The sequence below is a fragment of the Paenibacillus hunanensis genome (genome assembly GCF_034055775.1).
In the GTDB taxonomy this organism is placed as follows: Bacteria; Bacillota; Bacilli; order Paenibacillales; family Paenibacillaceae; genus Saccharibacillus; species Saccharibacillus hunanensis.
Genome location: NZ_CP139194.1, coordinates 4,983,089 through 5,002,944, shown reverse-complemented (window position 1 = coordinate 5,002,944; position 19,856 = coordinate 4,983,089). Strand labels below are relative to the sequence as shown.

22 protein-coding genes are annotated in these 19,856 nt (G+C 46.9%); all 22 read left to right on the top strand.

What is annotated here, in order from left to right; genetic code table 11:
- Positions 1-413 precede the first annotated feature (413 nt).
- Positions 414-3,962, top strand: a complete 3,549-nt coding sequence (gene rpoB / locus SK066_RS20375; RefSeq protein ID WP_188777922.1) for a DNA-directed RNA polymerase subunit beta — start codon at positions 414-416, stop codon at positions 3,960-3,962.
- A 146-nt stretch (positions 3,963-4,108) separates the two neighbouring features.
- Positions 4,109-7,723 (top strand): DNA-directed RNA polymerase subunit beta', encoded by a 3,615-nt coding sequence (gene rpoC, locus SK066_RS20370; protein ID WP_188777920.1) that lies wholly within the window; start codon positions 4,109-4,111, stop codon positions 7,721-7,723.
- A gap of 271 nt (positions 7,724-7,994) precedes the next feature.
- Complete coding sequence (locus SK066_RS20365; protein WP_188777918.1) at positions 7,995-8,243, top strand: ribosomal L7Ae/L30e/S12e/Gadd45 family protein; 249 nt, start codon at positions 7,995-7,997, stop codon at positions 8,241-8,243.
- Between the two features lie 137 nt (positions 8,244-8,380).
- Entirely contained in the window at positions 8,381-8,800 is a 420-nt protein-coding gene (gene rpsL / locus SK066_RS20360; RefSeq protein WP_188777916.1) for a 30S ribosomal protein S12, read from the top strand.
- Between the two features lie 52 nt (positions 8,801-8,852).
- On the top strand, positions 8,853-9,323 hold the full coding sequence (gene rpsG, locus SK066_RS20355; protein WP_017815359.1) for a 30S ribosomal protein S7: 471 nt from the start codon (positions 8,853-8,855) through the stop codon (positions 9,321-9,323).
- Positions 9,324-9,373: 50 nt separating this feature from the next.
- Positions 9,374-11,446, top strand: a complete 2,073-nt coding sequence (fusA, locus tag SK066_RS20350) for an elongation factor G (protein ID WP_188777914.1) — start codon at positions 9,374-9,376, stop codon at positions 11,444-11,446.
- 121 nt (positions 11,447-11,567) lie between these two features.
- Positions 11,568-12,758, top strand: coding sequence for an elongation factor Tu (gene tuf / locus SK066_RS20345; RefSeq protein ID WP_188777913.1), 1,191 nt, complete (start codon positions 11,568-11,570; stop codon positions 12,756-12,758).
- 330 nt (positions 12,759-13,088) lie between these two features.
- Positions 13,089-13,397 carry a 30S ribosomal protein S10 gene (rpsJ, locus tag SK066_RS20340; protein WP_009226637.1) on the top strand — a complete coding sequence of 103 codons (309 nt, stop codon included), beginning with the start codon at positions 13,089-13,091 and terminating at the stop codon, positions 13,395-13,397.
- Positions 13,398-13,442: 45 nt separating this feature from the next.
- A complete protein-coding gene (gene rplC / locus SK066_RS20335; protein ID WP_188777911.1) occupies positions 13,443-14,066 on the top strand; it encodes a 50S ribosomal protein L3 in 624 nt (207 codons plus the stop codon).
- Between the two features lie 25 nt (positions 14,067-14,091).
- Positions 14,092-14,715, top strand: coding sequence for a 50S ribosomal protein L4 (rplD, locus tag SK066_RS20330; RefSeq protein WP_188777909.1), 624 nt, complete (start codon positions 14,092-14,094; stop codon positions 14,713-14,715).
- The gene (gene rplW, locus SK066_RS20325; protein ID WP_188777907.1) at positions 14,715-15,008 is read left to right on the top strand and encodes a 50S ribosomal protein L23; all 294 of its coding nucleotides are present in this window, start codon (positions 14,715-14,717) and stop codon (positions 15,006-15,008) included. Before rplD ends, rplW begins: the two co-directional genes overlap by 1 nt.
- 13 nt (positions 15,009-15,021) lie before the next feature.
- A complete protein-coding gene (rplB, locus tag SK066_RS20320) occupies positions 15,022-15,852 on the top strand; it encodes a 50S ribosomal protein L2 (RefSeq protein WP_320542793.1) in 831 nt (276 codons plus the stop codon).
- 63 nt (positions 15,853-15,915) lie between these two features.
- On the top strand, positions 15,916-16,194 hold the full coding sequence (gene rpsS, locus SK066_RS20315; RefSeq protein WP_188777901.1) for a 30S ribosomal protein S19: 279 nt from the start codon (positions 15,916-15,918) through the stop codon (positions 16,192-16,194).
- Positions 16,195-16,229: 35 nt separating this feature from the next.
- On the top strand, positions 16,230-16,577 hold the full coding sequence (gene rplV / locus SK066_RS20310) for a 50S ribosomal protein L22 (protein WP_188777899.1): 348 nt from the start codon (positions 16,230-16,232) through the stop codon (positions 16,575-16,577).
- A gap of 15 nt (positions 16,578-16,592) precedes the next feature.
- A complete protein-coding gene (gene rpsC / locus SK066_RS20305; RefSeq protein WP_188777897.1) occupies positions 16,593-17,258 on the top strand; it encodes a 30S ribosomal protein S3 in 666 nt (221 codons plus the stop codon).
- Between the two features lie 2 nt (positions 17,259-17,260).
- Positions 17,261-17,695, top strand: coding sequence for a 50S ribosomal protein L16 (rplP, locus tag SK066_RS20300; protein ID WP_188777895.1), 435 nt, complete (start codon positions 17,261-17,263; stop codon positions 17,693-17,695).
- Entirely contained in the window at positions 17,685-17,885 is a 201-nt protein-coding gene (gene rpmC / locus SK066_RS20295) for a 50S ribosomal protein L29 (RefSeq protein WP_017815370.1), read from the top strand. The genes rplP and rpmC overlap by 11 nt, the downstream gene beginning before the upstream one ends.
- A gap of 51 nt (positions 17,886-17,936) precedes the next feature.
- Positions 17,937-18,200 carry a 30S ribosomal protein S17 gene (rpsQ, locus tag SK066_RS20290; RefSeq protein ID WP_188777893.1) on the top strand — a complete coding sequence of 88 codons (264 nt, stop codon included), beginning with the start codon at positions 17,937-17,939 and terminating at the stop codon, positions 18,198-18,200.
- A 37-nt stretch (positions 18,201-18,237) separates the two neighbouring features.
- The gene (gene rplN, locus SK066_RS20285; RefSeq protein ID WP_017815372.1) at positions 18,238-18,606 is read left to right on the top strand and encodes a 50S ribosomal protein L14; all 369 of its coding nucleotides are present in this window, start codon (positions 18,238-18,240) and stop codon (positions 18,604-18,606) included.
- Between the two features lie 53 nt (positions 18,607-18,659).
- Complete coding sequence (gene rplX, locus SK066_RS20280; protein ID WP_229685996.1) at positions 18,660-19,016, top strand: 50S ribosomal protein L24; 357 nt, start codon at positions 18,660-18,662, stop codon at positions 19,014-19,016.
- Positions 19,017-19,049: 33 nt separating this feature from the next.
- Positions 19,050-19,592, top strand: a complete 543-nt coding sequence (gene rplE, locus SK066_RS20275) for a 50S ribosomal protein L5 (RefSeq protein ID WP_188777891.1) — start codon at positions 19,050-19,052, stop codon at positions 19,590-19,592.
- A 70-nt stretch (positions 19,593-19,662) separates the two neighbouring features.
- Positions 19,663-19,848: a type Z 30S ribosomal protein S14 gene (locus tag SK066_RS20270; RefSeq protein WP_013312154.1), complete on the top strand. Its 186-nt coding sequence runs from the start codon at positions 19,663-19,665 to the stop codon at positions 19,846-19,848.
- The last annotated feature ends 8 nt before the right edge of the window (positions 19,849-19,856 follow it).

Here is a 19,856-nt window from a genome sequence, read left to right as displayed (position 1 = left end):
GCCAGGGTAAGCAGCTTCCTATCGAAACAGCGATGAATAGACACTATAGAATAAGCGATAGAGGTTGACTCTGATTGCTTAATATGATATTATTACAAAATGTCAGTATTAAGATGCCCTTTTTGGCTTTAGTTTTCTGAAAGTTACGAAAATTATGCATACTAAAGGGTGTTTAATATTGCCCATAAACGTATAATAATCGGTATTTCGGTTATTTTCAACCTTAATCCGGGTTTCAGATACTGGATCACATCCGTTGATAGCTGATGGTGCTCTTTTTTCGAAACAATTCGATAAGAGCTTTTCTCTATTTATGGGTGTGAACTTCTGTGTTATGGACTTATTATACGTGATCCAAACAGCAGTTCGCAATGAAATTTTTAAGTGAGTAGACATTAAGGGGTGAGTATAAGTTGGCAGGACATCTTGTTCAATATGGTCGACGCACTCGGCGAAGTTATGCACGAATTAACGAAGTTCTTGAAGTACCAAACCTGATCGAAATCCAACAAAAATCTTATCAGTGGTTTTTGGATGAAGGATTGCGTGAAATGTTCCAGGATATCTCGCCAATTCAGGATTTCACTGGTAACCTGGTGCTTGAGTTCATCGACTACAGCCTGGGTGAGCCTAAGTATACAGTAGACGACGCGAAAGAGCGCGACGTTACGTATTCCGCTCCACTGCGGGTTAAAGTCCGTCTCATCAATAAAGAAACGGGTGAAGTCAAAGAGCAGGAAGTATTCATGGGTGATTTCCCGCTGATGACGGAAACCGGCACTTTTATTATCAATGGTGCAGAACGGGTTATTGTCAGCCAGTTGGTTCGCTCTCCCAGCGTCTATTTCAGCACTAAAGTCGATAAAAATGGTAAAACATCATATACAGCTACCGTCATTCCTAACCGTGGAGCATGGCTGGAACTGGAAATGGATGCGAAGGACATTATCTATGTTCGTATTGACCGCACCCGTAAGATTCCAGTAACTGTCTTGCTGCGGGCGCTTGGATTCGGCAGCGATGCTGAAATTCTGGACCTGCTCGGTAATGACGAATACATTCGTAATACCCTGGATAAGGACAATACCGACTCGACTGAAAAAGCGCTGATCGAGATCTATGAGCGCCTTCGTCCGGGCGAGCCACCAACTTTGGATAACGCGAAAAGCCTGCTCGTAGCACGCTTCTTCGATCCAAAGCGCTACGACCTGGCGAATGTTGGTCGCTACAAAATCAACAAAAAGCTGCACATTAAAAACCGTCTGTTCAACCAGCGTCTGGCTGAAACACTGATCGACTCCACTACAGGAGAGATCGTGGCTGAAGCAGGTGAAATGGTCGATCGTCGTCTGCTGGACGAGATCATGCCATACCTTGAAGGCGAACTGAACTTCAAAACGTATCACGTTGCTGGTGGTGTATTGGATGCAAACGACATCCCACTGCAAACCATTAACGTATTTTCTCCGCTTGAAGATGGTAAAGTCGTTTCCGTAATCGCGAACGGCAACATCGAAAAAGTGACGAAGCATATCACTCCAGCAGATATCATCGCTTCCATCAGCTACTTCTTGAACCTGCTGCATGGTATCGGCGATACAGACGATATTGACCATCTGGGTAACCGTCGTCTGCGTTCCGTAGGTGAACTGCTGCAAAACCAATTCCGTATCGGTTTGTCCCGTATGGAACGTGTTGTTCGCGAAAGAATGTCCATTCAGGACGCTAACGTGATCACACCACAGGCACTCATCAACATCCGTCCTGTTATTGCATCGATCAAGGAGTTCTTTGGTAGCTCCCAGCTGTCGCAGTTTATGGATCAAACGAACCCACTGGGCGAACTGACGCACAAACGTCGTCTGTCTGCACTCGGACCGGGTGGTTTGACTCGTGAGCGCGCAGGCTTTGAAGTTCGAGACGTCCATCCGAGTCACTATGGCCGTATGTGTCCGATCGAGACTCCAGAGGGACCGAACATCGGTTTGATCAACTCCCTGTCTACTTTTGCTCGTATTAACGAATACGGCTTTATCGAAGCTCCGTATCGTCGTGTTGATCCGAAAACACACCGTGTAACGGAACATATCGACTATATGACAGCTGATGAGGAAGACAACTATGTAATCGCTCAGGCGAATGCACAGCTGACGGAAGATGGCTCGTTTGCGGACGAGATGGTTATCGTTCGTTACAACAAGCAGGCTGACAACATCCTGCCTATGCCAAGTGAACGTGTTGACTACATGGACGTATCGCCTAAACAGGTTGTATCGGTAGCAACAGCGCTCATTCCGTTCTTAGAAAACGATGACTCCAACCGTGCGCTCATGGGTTCCAACATGCAGCGTCAGGCGGTGCCACTGCTTATTCCTAAGGCGCCACTGGTCGGTACAGGTATGGAGCACAAAGCTGCAAAAGATTCCGGCGTATGTATCGTAAGTAAGTTTGATGGTGTAATTGAGCGCTCCACTGCGAGTGAGATTACACTGCGCCGTATCGAACATGTAGATGGCAAGGAAGTCAAAGGCGACCTTGTTAGATATAAATTACACAAATTTATGCGTTCGAACCAAGGGACATCGATTAACCAGCGTCCGATCGTGAAAACTGGCGATATTGTCAAAAAAGGCGATATCCTGGCAGACGGTCCTTCCACTGAGATGGGCGAAATCGCACTGGGACGTAACGTTGTCGTAGCCTTTATGACCTGGGAAGGTTATAACTACGAGGATGCGATCCTGCTGAGCGAGAAGCTAGTGAAGGAAGATGTATACACTTCGATTCACATCGAGGAATACGAATCCGAAGCTCGCGACACCAAGCTTGGACCGGAAGAAATTACGCGCGATATCCCGAACGTTGGGGAAGACGCACTGAAAAATCTCGACGAGCGCGGTATCATCCGTATCGGTGCTGAGATTGCTGCTGGCGACATTCTCGTTGGTAAAGTTACGCCTAAGGGTGTAACCGAGCTGACAGCAGAAGAACGCCTCCTGCACGCGATCTTCGGTGAGAAAGCTCGTGAAGTCCGCGATACGAGCCTGAGAGTACCTCACGGTACAGACGGTATCGTCGTAGACGTTAAAGTGTTCACCAGAGAGAACGGCGATGAGTTGCCACCAGGCGTTAACCACCTGGTACGTGTATACATCGCGCAAAAACGTAAAATCTCCGAAGGTGACAAAATGGCGGGACGTCACGGTAACAAAGGGGTCGTAGCCCGTATTCTGCCGGAAGAAGATATGCCATTTATGCCGGACGGTACACCTGTACAGGTCGTACTGAACCCACTGGGCGTACCTTCCCGTATGAACATCGGTCAGATTCTTGAAGTTCACCTTGGTATGGCTGCTATGAAACTCGGTATCCACGTGTCCACACCGGTATTTGACGGTGCGAACGAGTACGATGTATTCGATACGATGGAAGAAGCCGGTATGCAACGTAACGGTAAAACCATCCTGTACGATGGCAGAACCGGTGACGAGTTCGAGCGTGAAGTTACGGTCGGCGTTATGCATATGATCAAACTGGCGCACATGGTTGACGATAAAATCCACGCCCGTTCCACTGGTCCTTACTCGCTCGTTACGCAACAGCCGCTGGGTGGTAAAGCTCAGTTCGGTGGTCAGCGTTTCGGGGAGATGGAGGTTTGGGCACTGGAAGCTTACGGCGCCGCCTACACTCTGCAAGAGATCCTTACCGTCAAATCCGATGATGTCGTTGGTCGTGTGAAAACGTACGAGTCCATCGTTAAAGGCGAGAACGTTCCAGAACCAGGTGTTCCTGAATCGTTCAAAGTTTTGATCAAAGAGCTTCAAAGTTTAGGTATGGATGTGAAGATCCTGAACGAAGAAGAAAACGAGATCGAAATGAAAGAGCTGGATGACGAAGACGAAGGTACGACTAATGATAAACTGAGCCTCAACCTTGAAGGCTCCGAAGTTGGCGTAGATTAATAACACTTGTCATATTCCCAAGCATTGTCCTATGAAAGTAGACCGGAGCTTTTCCGGTCTATCCTATTCATGGGACAGAGCATTGGGTTTTGTGCGGAATACAGAGTTTTACAATAAATAGGATTTGGCCTTAGGAGGGGTGTCTCTTGATAGACGTTAACAATTTCGAATTTATGAAAATTGGGCTTGCTTCCCCAGACAAAATTCGTTCTTGGTCCCGCGGAGAAGTTAAAAAACCGGAGACAATCAACTACCGTACGCTCAAGCCAGAAAAGGATGGTCTGTTCTGCGAACGCATTTTCGGACCAACCAAGGACTGGGAGTGTCATTGCGGTAAATACAAGCGTGTACGTTACAAAGGGGTCGTTTGTGACCGTTGTGGCGTTGAAGTAACTCGTGCAAAAGTACGCCGTGAGCGTATGGGACACATCGAACTGGCAGCACCTGTATCGCATATCTGGTACTTCAAAGGTATCCCGAGCCGTATGGGTCTGGCACTGGACATGTCCCCACGTTCCCTTGAGGAAGTTATCTACTTTGCATCTTATGTTGTTACGGATCCAGGCGAGACACCACTGGAGAAGAAACAACTGCTGTCTGAAAAAGAATACCGTAGCTACCGTGAAAAATATGGCTATGGCTTCCAAGCAGGTATGGGTGCAGAAGCAATTAAAAAATTGCTGCAAGACCTCGATTTGGACAAAGAACTGGAATTCCTGCGTGAAGAGCTGCGTACTGCACAGGGTCAACGTCGTAACCGTGCGATCAAACGCCTTGAAGTTATCGAAGCATTCCGTAATTCCGGCAACTCTCCAGATTGGATGATTATGGACGTACTGCCGGTTATTCCACCGGAAATTCGTCCAATGGTACAGCTGGATGGCGGACGTTTTGCAACATCTGACCTGAACGATCTGTATCGTCGTGTCATCAACCGTAACAACCGTCTGAAACGCCTGCTTGATCTGGGCGCGCCTGACATTATCGTACAAAATGAGAAACGTATGCTGCAAGAAGCGGTAGATGCTCTGATCGATAACGGTCGTCGTGGACGTCCGGTAACAGGTCCGGGTAACCGCCCATTGAAATCTCTCAGCCACATGCTGAAAGGTAAACAGGGTCGTTTCCGTCAGAACTTGCTCGGTAAACGTGTCGACTATTCTGGTCGTTCCGTTATCGTCGTAGGTCCTTACCTGAAAATGTACCAGTGCGGTCTGCCAAAAGAAATGGCACTGGAACTGTTCAAGCCTTTCGTTATGAAAGAGCTGGTAAACAAAGGTCTGGCACACAACATCAAGAGTGCGAAGCGCAAAGTTGAACGCGTAAGCCCTGAAGTGTGGGATGTGCTGGAAGAAGTAATCAAAGAGCACCCGGTTCTATTGAACCGTGCACCGACGCTGCACAGACTCGGTATCCAGGCATTTGAACCTATTCTGGTTGAAGGCCGCGCGATCCGTCTGCACCCACTCGTATGTACAGCGTACAACGCTGACTTTGACGGTGACCAAATGGCGGTTCACGTACCATTGTCTGCTGAAGCACAAGCTGAAGCACGCCTGCTGATGCTGGCATCTGGTAACATCCTTAACCCTAAGGACGGCAAACCGGTTGTTACACCATCCCAGGATATGGTGCTTGGTTCGTACTACCTGACAATGGACAACATGGAAGCCAAAGGCTCCGGCATGATTCTGCGTACCGTGAACGAAGCGGTATCTGCATATCAGCGTGGAACAGCTTCCCTGCATGCTCGTGTTGCAATTCCGGCAAAAGCTCTGGGTAAAACAAGCTTTACCGAGAAGCAACAAACAGGTCTGCTCGTAACGACGGTTGGACGGATTATCTTCAACGAGATTTTCCCTGAATCCTTCCCTTACATCAACGAGCCGACTCGTGCGAACCTGTATCAAGGTATTCCGGATCACTACTTCATCTATGAAAAAGGTACAGACGTACTGGAATTCATGAAGGCTGTTCCACAAACCGGCGCGATCGGTAAAGAATATCTCGGTACCATCATTGCGCGTTGTTTCGAAATTTACCATACAACATTGACTTCGGTCATTTTGGATAAAATCAAGCAGCTTGGTTTCACATACTCTACACGTGCGGGTATTACCGTTGCCGTGTCAGACGTTGTGGTTCCACCGGAAAAAACCGAACTCTTGGCTGAATCCGATAAAAAGGTTGCGGTTATTACGAACCAATACCGTCGTGGTCTGATCACAAATGAAGAGCGTTATGACCGTGTTATCGAAATCTGGTCTCGTACTAAGGACGAGCTGACGGATATCCTTATGAAATCGATGGATCGCTACAACTCCATCATGCTCATGGTTGATTCCAAAGCCCGTGGTAACAAATCGCAGATCACCCAGCTGGGCGGTATGCGTGGTCTGATGGCCAACCCATCCGGTCGGATCATCGAGCTCCCAATCAAATCGAACTTCCGTGAAGGTCTGACAGTCCTTGAGTACTTCCTGTCCACTCACGGTGCGCGTAAAGGTCTGGCGGATACAGCGCTTCGTACGGCTGACTCCGGTTACCTGACTCGCCGCCTTGTTGACGTAGCACAGGACGTAATCGTTCGCGAAGACGATTGTGGTACAGATAAAGGCTTCATCGTTGGTCGTATCCAGGATGGTAAAGAGGTTATCGAGGATCTGTACGATCGTCTGGAAGGACGCTACTGCTTCGAAACTGTTCGTCATCCAGAAACTGGCGAAATTATCGTTGGTCGCAACGAGCTGATCGATTCTGACAAAGCAGAAGCGATCGTTGCTGCTGGCATCAACAAAGTACAGATTCGTTCCGTACTGAGCTGCCGTACGCGTCATGGCGTATGTAAAAAATGTTACGGTCGTAACCTGGCAACTGGTAACCATGTGGAGATCGGTGAAGCGGTTGGTATTATCGCTGCCCAATCCATCGGTGAGCCAGGAACACAGTTGACGATGCGTACGTTCCACACCGGTGGTGTAGCCGGAGACGATATCACACAAGGTTTGCCGCGTATCCAGGAGCTGTTTGAAGCCCGTAACCCTAAAGGTCAGGCTACAATCAGTGAGATTGATGGTATCGTGAAAGAAATTCGCGAAGCGAAAGACCGTCGTGAAATCGAGATCGAAGGCGAAGCAGAAACGAAAGTCTACTCTGTACCTTACGGTTCCCGTCTGCGTGTACGCGAAGGCGCTGAGATCGAAGCAGGGGACGAGCTGACTGAAGGTTCGATCGACCCGAAAGAAATGCTACGTATTAAAGGTATTCGCGGTGTGCAGAACTACATTCTGCAAGAAGTTCAACGCGTATATCGTAACCAGGGCGTAGAAATCAACGATAAACACGTTGAGGTTATGATCCGTCAAATGCTGCGCAAAATCCGTATCGTAGATAACGGCGAAACGACACTGCTGCCAGGCTCCTTTGTTGACATGTATGAGTATGAAGATGCAAACAAAGTGGCAATCATTGCAGATCGTGAACCTGCTGTTGCGAAACCGGTATTGCTCGGTATTACGAAGGCTTCTCTGGAGACTGACTCCTTCCTGTCCGCTGCATCGTTCCAGGAGACGACTCGTGTCCTGACTGATGCTGCAATCAAAGGTAAAGTCGACAAGCTGCTCGGCCTCAAAGAGAACGTTATTATCGGTAAACTGATTCCTGCCGGAACAGGTATGAACCGTTACCGTAGCGTTAAGTTCGAAGAGCCAGAGCAACTGGAAGGCAACGAAGAAAACCTGGAAACTGTAACGGTCGAGTAGTCGATCGGAGCTTAGCTTCAGGTGTTGAAATACAGTAGCTACAGTTAGATAATAATTGTAGCTACTTCAAAAGAGAATCCGGACGGGAGAAGGGTTTTCCTTTTTCCGGACGGGTTTCCATTTTGTGTTTGGTATACGTTGGCGTTTAATATTGTCATAATCTTTTAGAATCAAATTCATTTATGTATTGACACCTGGCCTAAGGTAATGCTACTATAGCAAAGGTGCGTGAATAGAACGTTATCCCTGATCTTTTGGAGGGAATCGTAAGATGACTAATGATAAAGGATTACAGGATGCCCGGATCAAGATCGGCACGAAGCAGACAATGCGAAATGTTGAGCAAGGCCAGGCTGAAGAAGTCTATATTGCGCAGGATGCAGAACAGCATCTAATTACCAAGATCGTACAGCTATGTGAGAAGCATAACGTCAAAGTCACCTATGTGGAGACGATGAAGGAGCTCGGCAAAGCTTGCGGGATTGAAGTTGGAAGTGCGATGGCTGTCGTCCTTAAATAAAGGAAGTCAGGAACGTTTTTGCAGGTCGAGGGACAGGCAAAAACTTTTCATTTGTCCTTTTATGAACCGCCTGGGTCTGTGGGCTTAACAGACGGTTTACAAAAGGCTCAAACATATTGGAAGGAGGTGGCAATACAATGCCAACTATTAATCAATTGGTCCGTAAAGGACGCCAAGCGAAAATCGAGAAATCGAAGTCTCCTGCACTGCAAAAAGGGTTTAACGCTCTGAAACGTCAAGAGACAAACCTGAGTGCTCCACAAAAACGTGGTGTTTGTACTCGTGTAGGTACGATGACTCCGAAAAAACCGAACTCCGCGCTTCGTAAGTATGCCCGTGTACGTTTGACTAACCGTATCGAGGTTACTGCTTACATTCCAGGTATCGGTCACAACTTGCAAGAGCACAGCGTAGTACTCGTACGCGGTGGTCGTGTAAAAGACTTACCAGGGGTTCGTTACCATATCGTTCGTGGTGCTCTGGATACAGCGGGTGTTAACAACCGCATGCAGGCTCGCTCCAAATATGGTACAAAACGTCCGAAAGAAAAGAAATAATTTAGTGATCGTGCAGACAATAGCACTGCATATTTAAGAAAGGGGGATAAACATGCCAAGAAAAGGCCCAGTTACCAAAAGAGACGTGCTGCCGGATCCGGTGTATAACAGCAAGCTTGTTACTCGCCTGATTAACCGCATCATGATCGACGGAAAACGTGGAGTTGCTCAAAGCATTCTTTATAATGCGTTCAACCTGATTCAAGAACGTACAGGAAATGATCCTATGGAAGTATTCGAGGCGGCAATCAAAAACATCATGCCAGTTCTCGAAGTTAAAGCTCGCCGTGTCGGTGGTGCTAACTATCAAGTACCTATCGAAGTTAAGCCGGAGAGACGTACTTCCCTTGGTCTGCGTTGGCTCGTAAACTACTCCCGCAACCGCGGCGAGAAGACTATGGAAGAGCGTTTGGCTGCTGAGATCATCGATGCATCCAACAACACTGGCGCATCCGTGAAGAAACGCGAAGACACACACAAAATGGCTGAAGCGAACAAAGCATTCGCACACTACCGCTGGTAGGATTCAAGCCTGTTTTCAAAAATTCATATTTTTGAAGGGAGTACCTATTCATGGCAAGAGAGTTCTCCTTGAAAAATACACGTAATATCGGTATCATGGCACACATTGACGCTGGTAAAACAACCACTACAGAACGTATCCTGTTCTACACAGGCCGTACGCACAAAATCGGTGAAGTTCACGAGGGTGCTGCGACTATGGACTGGATGGAGCAAGAGCAAGAGCGTGGTATCACTATCACGTCCGCTGCTACAACTGCTCAGTGGAAGGGCCACCGCGTTAATATCATTGATACTCCAGGTCACGTTGACTTCACCGTTGAAGTAGAACGTTCCCTGCGTGTATTGGACGGGGCCGTAGGCGTATTTAGTGCGAAAGAGGGCGTTGAGCCACAATCCGAGACTGTTTGGAGACAAGCAGACCGTTATGGTGTACCTCGTATCGCTTATGTTAACAAGATGGATATCATTGGTGCAGACTACCTGAATGTTGTTAAAGACATGCGTGAGCGTCTGCAAGCTAATGCAGTTGCAATTCAGCTGCCAATCGGTGCTGAAAACGACTTCGTTGGTATCATTGATATCGTTGAAATGAAAGCTATCCAGTACAAAGACGATCTGGGTAAAGATCCGGTAGATATCGAGATCCCAGCCGATCTGAAAGATACTGTTGAAGAGCTTCGCATGGAACTGGTAGAGAAAGTTGCAGAACTGGACGAAGACCTGATGATGAAATACCTCGAAGGTGAAGAGCTGACAATCGACGAGATCAAAGCTGCTCTCCGTAAAGGTGTTTGTGACGTTAAGATCTTCCCAGTAATCTGTGGTTCCTCTTACCGCAACAAAGGTGTTCAGCCGATGTTGGATGCTGTAATCGACTACCTGCCGTCTCCTCTGGATGTACCGGCGATCAAAGGTGAGCTCGAAGATGGTACAGAAGAAGTTCGTCATTCCTCGGATGAAGAGCCGTTCTCTGCACTGGCATTCAAAATCATGACTGACCCTTATGTTGGTAAACTGACATTCTTCCGTGTATACTCTGGTGTACTGCAATCCGGTTCTTACGTTGTGAATGCTACTAAAGGCAAACGCGAACGTATCGGTCGTATCCTGCAGATGCACGCCAACAGCCGTGAAGAAATCAGCGTAGTATACGCTGGTGACATCGCTGCCGCTGTAGGTTTGAAAGATACAGGAACAGGTGATACACTGTGTGATGAGAAACACCCGATCATTCTGGAGTCCATGAACTTCCCTGATCCGGTTATCGAAATCGCTGTAGAACCTAAAACCAAAGCAGACCAAGACAAAATGGCTACTGCTCTGGGCAAACTGACAGAAGAAGATCCTACTCTGCGCGCTTCGACTAACGAAGAAACAGGTCAAACGATCCTGGCAGGTATGGGTGAGCTTCACCTTGATATCATCATCGACCGTATGCGTCGTGAGTTCAAGGTTGAAACTAACGTAGGTCAACCTCAGGTTGCTTATCGTGAAACATTCCGTCAGCCAGCTCGCGTCGAAGGTAAATTCGTACGTCAATCCGGTGGTCGTGGTCAATACGGTCACGTATGGGTTGAATTCGAACCTCTCGAAGCAGGTACTGGTAACCAATTCGAAAGCAAAATCGTCGGTGGTTCCGTACCAAGAGAATACGTTGGTCCTGCACTCGCAGGTATCGAGGAGCAAATGAAGAACGGTGTTCTTGCAGGCTTCCCGGTTGTAGACGTTAAAGCTACAATTGTAGACGGATCTTATCATGATGTCGATTCCAACGAGATGGCATTTAAAATTGCCGGTTCGATGGCATTGAAATCCGCAAAAGACAAGTGTAAACCTGTCCTGCTGGAGCCAATCATGAAAGTTGAAGTTACAGTACCAGAAGAGTACATGGGTGACGTAATGGGTATGCTGAACTCCCGTCGCGGCCGTATCGAAGGTATGGATTCCCGTAACGGTACTCAAATTATCCGTGCTAAAGTACCTCTGTCCGAAATGTTTGGTTATTCCACAACACTTCGTTCCGGTACACAGGGACGCGGCGTGTTCTCCATGGAACTTTCTCATTACGAAGAAGTGCCTAAGAGCATTGCTGAAGCAGTTAGCGCAAAAGCTAACGGCTAATACGCCCAATCTTCGTTTTTACCTATGGGATGTGCAGAGAGCGGGTTGACCGCTTTCTGAATTGCATTCCGTACTTATTTCAATACACTACAACACTACCTTTAAGGAGGAAATGTTTAAAATGGCAAAGGCTAAATTTGAACGTAATAAACCGCACGTTAACATCGGTACTATCGGTCACGTCGACCATGGTAAAACAACTCTGACAGCTGCAATCACAACTGTACTGTCCAAAACTTACGGCGGTGCTGCTGTAGCATTCGACCAAATCGATAAAGCTCCAGAAGAGCGCGAGCGCGGTATCACTATCTCTACTGCACACGTAGAGTACGAAACTCCTAACCGTCACTACGCACACGTTGACTGCCCAGGTCACGCCGACTATGTTAAAAACATGATCACTGGTGCTGCACAAATGGACGGAGCGATCCTGGTTGTATCCGCAGCTGACGGCCCAATGCCACAGACTCGTGAACACATCCTGCTGTCCCGCCAAGTAGGCGTTCCTTACATCGTAGTATTCCTGAACAAATGTGATATGGTTGAAGACGAAGAGCTGCTGGAACTGGTTGAAATGGAAGTTCGCGACCTGCTGAGCGAGTACGAATTCCCAGGCGACGACACTCCAATCACTCGTGGTTCTGCTCGTGAAGCTCTGCAAAACCCTGATGGTGAGTGGGCTAAGAAGATTGTTGAAATGTTCGAAACAATCGATACTTACATCCCAACTCCAGAACGCGAAACTGACAAGCCTTTCCTGATGCCTGTCGAGGACGTATTCTCCATCACTGGTCGCGGTACAGTTGCTACTGGTCGCGTAGAGCGTGGTGTGGTTAAAGTCGGCGATGAAATCGAAATCGTTGGTATCCACGAAGAAACTAAAAAATCCGTTGTTACGGGCGTAGAAATGTTCCGTAAATTGCTGGATTCCGCTCAAGCGGGTGACAACATCGGCGCACTGCTGCGTGGTGTTGATCGTACTCAAATCGAGCGTGGACAAGTACTGTCCAAACCGGGTTCCGTTAACCCACACACTGAGTTCTCCGCTCAGGTTTACGTTCTGACAAAAGAAGAAGGTGGCCGTCACAAGCCTTTCTTCAGTGGTTACCGTCCACAGTTCTACTTCCGTACAACTGACGTAACGGGTATCATCACTCTGCCAGAAGGTACTGAAATGGTTATGCCTGGTGATAACATCACTGTTAGCGTATCCCTGATCAACCCAATTGCTATCGAAGAAGGTACTCGCTTCGCGATTCGCGAAGGCGGACGTACTGTAGGCGCTGGCGCGGTTGCTAGCATCTCCAAATAATAAATCTTTCCTTGTAGTCTCGTAAGAGATCAGGAAGATTCCTATAAGCAACATTGTATTGTAACGAAGCAACATTGTATCCTAATCGAACGTGTAGATAAGGCCTGCTTCCTTCATTGTGAAGCAGGTCTTATTTTTTTATGGAAAAGTTTCAAAAAAGGCTTGCGTCAATGCTAACTCATCATATATAATAGTTAATGTTGTGCTGAGACGTTGCGATGATGTGAGAGGTTACTGACACACCCGGCTCCTTTGCCATGAGCGGTGCGGTCGGAAAATTTTCACGGAGTATGTCCGATAATAAATTGGGCGATAGAAGGAGGGACTAAAATGGCAAAGCAGAAAATTCGTATTCGCTTGAAAGCTTACGATCACAGAATTCTTGATCAATCCGCAGAGAAAATCGTTGAAACGGCTAAACGTTCCGGCGCAGGAGTATCCGGACCGATCCCGCTGCCAACTGAGAAGCAAGTAATCACTATTCTCCGTGCGGTGCATAAATACAAAGATTCTCGTGAACAATTCGAACAACGTACACATAAACGTTTGATCGATATTGTAAACCCAACTCCACAAACTGTGGATGCTCTGATGCGTCTGGACTTACCGTCTGGCGTAGATATCGAAATTAAATTGTAATCCACATAGATTGTGGTACTACGGAAAGTAGAAAGAGGTGTCAACATGAAAGGTATCTTAGGAAGAAAACTGGGTATGACTCAAGTCTTTACCGCGGAAGGTAACGTTATTCCTGTAACGGTTATCGAAGCTGGACCATGTGTGGTTCTGCAGAAGAAAGACCTGGAAAATGACGGATACGAAGCGGTACAAATCGGTTTTGCCGACAAGAAAGCTAATCGCGCAAACAAACCGGAAGCAGGACATGCTACTAAAGCAAACACTGTGCCTAAGCGCTACGTTCGCGAAATTCGCAATGTTGATCTCGCTAGTGTCGAGGTTGGACAGGAACTGAAAGCAGATTTGTTTGCTGAAGGTGAATTCGTTGATGTAACGGGTATTTCCAAAGGTAAAGGTTTTGCCGGCGTAATTAAACGTTGGGGTCAAAGCCGCGGACCAATGTCTCACGGTTCCCGTTACCATCGTAGACCAGGTTCCATGGGTTCCATCCAGGCTAACCGTGTACCAAAAGGTAAACGTCTGCCAGGACATATGGGTCATGATACAGTAACGATCCAACGTCTTGAAGTTATTCGCGTCGATGCTGAGCGTAACGTAATCCTCGTTAAAGGCTCCATCCCAGGCCCGAAAAACAGCTTCGTTAAAGTAAAAGAAACGGTGAAGAAATAAGTAAAAAAGAAAGGAGGAACATGAAATGCCAAAAGTAGCACTTTACAGCATTGATGGCAAACAAGTAGGCGAAATCGAATTGAGCGATTCCGTATTCGGTATCGAGCCTAATGCCAGCGTGCTCCACGATGCAGTAGTTATGCAACGCGCTTCCCTTCGTCTGGGTACTCACAAAGTTAAAGGACGTTCTGAAGTACGCGGTGGTGGACGCAAACCTTGGAAACAAAAAGGAACTGGACGTGCCCGTCAGGGTTCTATCCGCTCCCCACAATGGAAAGGCGGCGGCGTAGTATTCGGACCAACTCCGCGTAGCTATGCTTTCAAACTGCCTAAAAAAGTTCGTCGTCTGGCGATCAAATCGGCCCTGTCTTCTAAAGTAATTGCTAACGAAATCATCGTTCTGGATGCTCTGACTCTGAACACTCCAAAAACAAAAGAATTCGTAGCGATTCTGAACAACCTGAACGTAGACCGCAAAGCACTGGTAGTTGCTTCGGAATACGACAACAACGTTGCTCTGTCCGCTCGTAACATCCCAGGCGTTAAATTTGTTGCAGCTGATGGTGTGAATGTTCTCGACGTGCTCGTGCACGACAAACTGATTCTGACTAAGGATGCAGTTCAGAAGGTACAGGAGGTGTTCGCGTAATGAAGGATCCTCGTGATATCATTAAGCGTCCGGTAATTACTGAGCGCACTGCTGAGTATATGAGCGAATTGAAATATGCTTTCGAAGTAGACATTCGTTCTAACAAAACCGAAATCAAAAAGGCAATTGAAGAAATCTTCAAAGTGAAAGTGTCGAAAGTTAACACTCTTCGCATGCCTGCTAAACCAAAACGCTATGGTCGTTACAATGGTTATACTTCCGAATGGAAAAAAGCTATCGTAACTTTGACTTCTGATAGCAAACCGCTAGAGTTTTTTGAATCTGTAGAGTAAGGAGGGACAACCTGTGCCTATTAAAAAGTACAAACCGACATCGCCGGCTCGTCGTAATATGAGTGTTTCTACATTCGAAGAGATTACAACGAATCAACCGGAGAAAACGTTGCTGGCTCCACTTTTCAAAAAAGCTGGACGCAACAACCAAGGTAAAATCACTGTTCGTCACCACGGCGGCGGACACAAACGTAAATACCGTATCATCGACTTCAAACGCAACAAGGATGGAATACCAGGTCGCGTTGCTACAATCGAGTACGATCCAAACCGTACTTCCAACATCGCACTGCTGCACTATGCAGATGGTGAAAAGCGCTACATCATCGCTCCAAAAGGACTGAAAGTTGGAGATCAAGTATTCTCCGGTCCGGACGCTGATATCAAAATCGGTAACTCCCTTCCACTGGAAAACATTCCGGTTGGTACAGTTATCCACAACATCGAATTGAAACCAGGTAAAGGTGGTCAGCTCGTTCGCGCAGCTGGTACGGAAGCCCAATTGCTTGGTAAAGAAGAAAAATACGTATCTATCCGCCTGTCTTCCGGTGAAGTACGTCGCGTACTGAAAGTATGCCGCGCTACAATCGGTTCCGTAGGTAACGAAGATCACGAATTGGTTAAAATCGGTAAAGCTGGTCGTAACCGCTGGTTGGGCAAACGTCCACAAGTTCGAGGCGTAGTTATGAACCCTAACGATCACCCACACGGTGGTGGTGAAGGTAAAGCTCCTATCGGTCGTAAATCTCCAATGTCGCCATGGGGTAAACCAACTCTTGGCTACAAAACTCGTAAAAAAGGTAAAGCTTCCGATCAATACATCATTCGTCGCCGCACGAAGTAATCTTTGTGCGTGACTGATGTACCCGGTTAAAGAAGCATGAACAGTGAAGGGAGGATTTCAACGATGAGCCGTAGTCTTAAAAAAGGTCCTTTCGTGGATGGATACTTGCTGAAAAAAGTAGAAGTGCTGGATGCTGATAGCAAAAAAGCAGTGATCAAAACTTGGTCCCGTCGCTCTACAATTTTCCCACAATTCATCGGACACACATTTGCAGTCTATGATGGACGCAAGCACGTGCCTGTATACGTAACTGAGGATATGGTAGGTCACAAACTCGGTGAGTTTGCTCCAACTCGTACGTACAAAGGTCACACTGATGACGACAGAAAAACAAGACGTTAATATAGAGTGGTAACAGTAAGAGAGGAGGTCACGCAATGCAAGCGAAAGCACATGCAAAGTTTGTACGCATCGCTCCGCGCAAAGTTCAACTCGTTGTTGATCTGATCCGCGGTAAGCAAGTTGGTGAAGCGATCGCAATTCTGCGTCACACACCAAAATCTGCGTCTCCGGTAGTTGAGAAGTTGCTCAATTCCGCAATCGCAAACGCTGAGTTCATCAGCTCCGAGAAAAACGAATCTGTGGACGTGAACAGCCTGTTCATTTCTGAGGTTTACGTAAACCAAGGTCCTACTTTGAAACGTTTCCGCCCTCGTGCAATGGGACGCGCAAGTAAGATCAACAAACGTACTAGCCACATTTCTTTGGTGGTAACTGAAAAATAAAAGGAGGGAAAACGTGTGGGCCAAAAGGTAAATCCCATCGGATTGCGTGTAGGTATTATCCGTGACTGGGAATCTAAATGGTATGCTGGTAAAGATTTTGGCGATCTTCTTCTGGAAGACGTTAAGATTCGTGAATACCTGAAGAAGAAACTGAAGGAGTCCGCTGTCTCCCGTATCGAAATCGAGAGAGCGGCTAATCGTGTGAACGTAACAATCCACACCGCAAAACCAGGTATGGTTATCGGACGCGGTGGTTCCGAAGTTGAAGTTCTTCGTAACGAAGTAACTAAAATTGCGGGCGGTAAAAAAGTTCACATCAACATTTCCGAAATCAAGAACCAAGATCTGGATGCAACTCTCGTTGCTGAAAGCATTGCACAACAACTGGAACGTCGCGTTTCTTTCCGTCGTGCTCTGAAACAATCGATTCAAAGAACTATGCGCTCTGGCGCTAAAGGTATTAAAACAGCCGTTAGCGGACGTCTTGGCGGTGCTGAAATCGCCCGTTCCGAAGGTTATAGCGAAGGAACTGTTCCACTGCATACACTTCGTGCTGATATCGACTATGGTACAGCTGAAGCTCATACTACTTACGGTCGTATCGGCGTAAAAGTATGGATCTATCGTGGCGAGGTTCTTCCTACGGCTAAGAAACAAGCTGCTCAGGAAGGAGGCAACTAATCATGTTGGTACCTAAACGTGTAAAACACCGTAAACAGCATCGTCCAGGTATGAAAGGACGCGCTAAAGGCGGTACTGAACTGAACTTTGGTGAATTTGGTCTGCAGTCCCTGGAACCTGCTTGGGTAACAAACCGTCAGATCGAAGCTGCCCGTATTGCTATGACTCGTTATATCAAACGTGGTGGTAAAGTATGGATCAAAATTTTCCCGGATAAGCCAATCACTCAAAAACCTCTTGAGGTTCGTATGGGTAGCGGTAAAGGTAACGTAGAAAAATGGGTTGCCATCGTAAAACCAGGAAAAATCATGTTTGAACTTGCCGGCGTATCTGAGGAAATCGCGCGTGAAGCAATGCGTCTGGCTTCCCATAAGCTGCCTGTTAAAACTAAGTTTGTGAAACGTGAAGAATTGGGTGGTGAAGCAAATGAAGGCTAATGAATTGCGCAACCTTACCACTGCTGAAATCGAGCAAAAGATTGCTGGTTTTAAAGAGGAACTCTTTAACCTGCGCTTTCAACTTGCTACCGGTCAATTGGATAATCCTACTCGCATTAGCGCTGTCCGCAAGCAAATTGCACGTGCTAAAACAGTAGTTCGTGAAAGAGAACTCGGAATTACTTCATAATATCCAATATTTGACGGACTGTGAGCCCGTCAGCAAGGGAGGAGGCCCACTATGAGCGAACGTAATGCCCGTAAAGTGCAGGTAGGTAAAGTTGTCAGCGACAAGATGGACAAAACAATCGTTGTAGCTGTAGAAACTTACAAAAAGCATGACCTGTACCACAAACGCATTAAGTACACTAAAAAATTCAAAGCTCATGATGAAAACAACACTGCGAAAATCGGTGACACTGTTAAAATCATGGAAACTCGTCCACTGTCGAAAGACAAAAACTGGAGACTCGTGGAGATCGTAGAAGAAGCAGTCATCATTTGATGATTAACGATAAGCTGCCCGGAAGGAGGAACTAGAAATGATTCAACCATTTACACGTTTGGCTGTAGCCGATAACTCCGGCGCAAAAGAACTGATGTGTATCCGCGTATTGGGTGGTACTGGACGTCGTACAGCTGCAATCGGTGACACTATCGTATGTTCTGTAAAACAAGCAACACCAGGCGGCGTTGTCAAAAAGGGTGATGTTGTTAAAGCAGTAGTTGTTCGTACGAAGAGCTCTGTGCGTCGTAAAGACGGTTCTTACATCGCATTTGACGAAAACGCAGCAGTGGTAATCAAAGACGATAAAGGCCCTCGTGGTACTCGTATCTTTGGACCAGTTGCTCGTGAACTGCGCGATCGCGATTACATGAAAATCGTTTCCCTGGCTCCAGAAGTCATCTAAACGATTCCGATATAGGGCCCTGTGCCTGAGTGAGTTATAGGAGGTGTACAGAAATGGCTAAAGTGAAAAAGGTTTTGGAATCCCACAACAACAAGCTGCACGTTAAAAAGGACGACACGGTTATCGTAATCAGCGGTAAAGACAAAGGTAAAAAAGGTCGCATCATCGCTGCTTATCCTCGTGAAAACCGCGTGCTGGTTGAAGGTGTGAACATGATTACGAAGCACCAAAAACCGTCTCAGCTGAACCCGCAAGGTGGACGCATTGAGCAAGAAGCACCTATCCACGTGTCTAACGTAATGCACGTTGATCCAAAGGACGGAAAGAAAGTAACCCGCGTTGGTTACAAAACACTGGACAACGGCAAGAAAGTTCGTGTGGCTAAGCGCTCCGGCGATACAATCGATTAATAACTACTGTTAAAGAAAGGAGGACCTTCCCCAATGGCTTCAAGAATGAAAGATATGTACCTGAACGAAATCGTTCCTGCTCTGACTACGAAGTTTCAATACAAAACGGTAATGCAAGTACCTAAAGTTGAGAAAATCGTTATCAACATGGGTGTGGGCGAAGCGGTATCGAACTCCAAAGTTTTGGATTCTGCTGTAAACGATCTTCAACTGATCGCTGGTCAAAAGCCAGTTATCACTCGCGCTAAAAAATCCATCGCTGGATTTAAGCTGCGTGAAGGTATGCCAATCGGTGTTAAAGTAACACTGCGCGGTGACCGCATGTACTACTTCCTGGACAAACTGGTTAACGTTACACTGCCTCGCGTACGTGACTTCCGTGGTGTTTCTTCCAAAGCGTTCGACGGTCGTGGTAACTACACACTGGGTCTGAAAGAACAACTGATCTTCCCAGAGATCGAGTACGATAAAGTCGATAAAGTACGTGGTATGGATATCGTTATCGTAACAACTGCGAAAACAGACGAAGAGTCCCGTGAGCTTCTGACTCAACTGGGAATGCCTTTCGTAAAATAAGATGGTCTAAGTACGGGGTTCTAATATAAGCCCCTTTTTCTCCGAAAATCTTTAGGAGGTGTCAGGCGAAGTGGCTAAAACTTCAATGAAAGTAAAACAACAGCGTACTCCGAAGTTCAAAGTGCGTGCTTACACTCGTTGCGAACGTTGTGGTCGTCCACATTCCGTTTTGCAAAAGTTTAAAATCTGCCGTATTTGCTTCCGCGAATTGGCGTACAAAGGCCAGATTCCTGGCGTGAAAAAAGCAAGCTGGTAAATCATTGA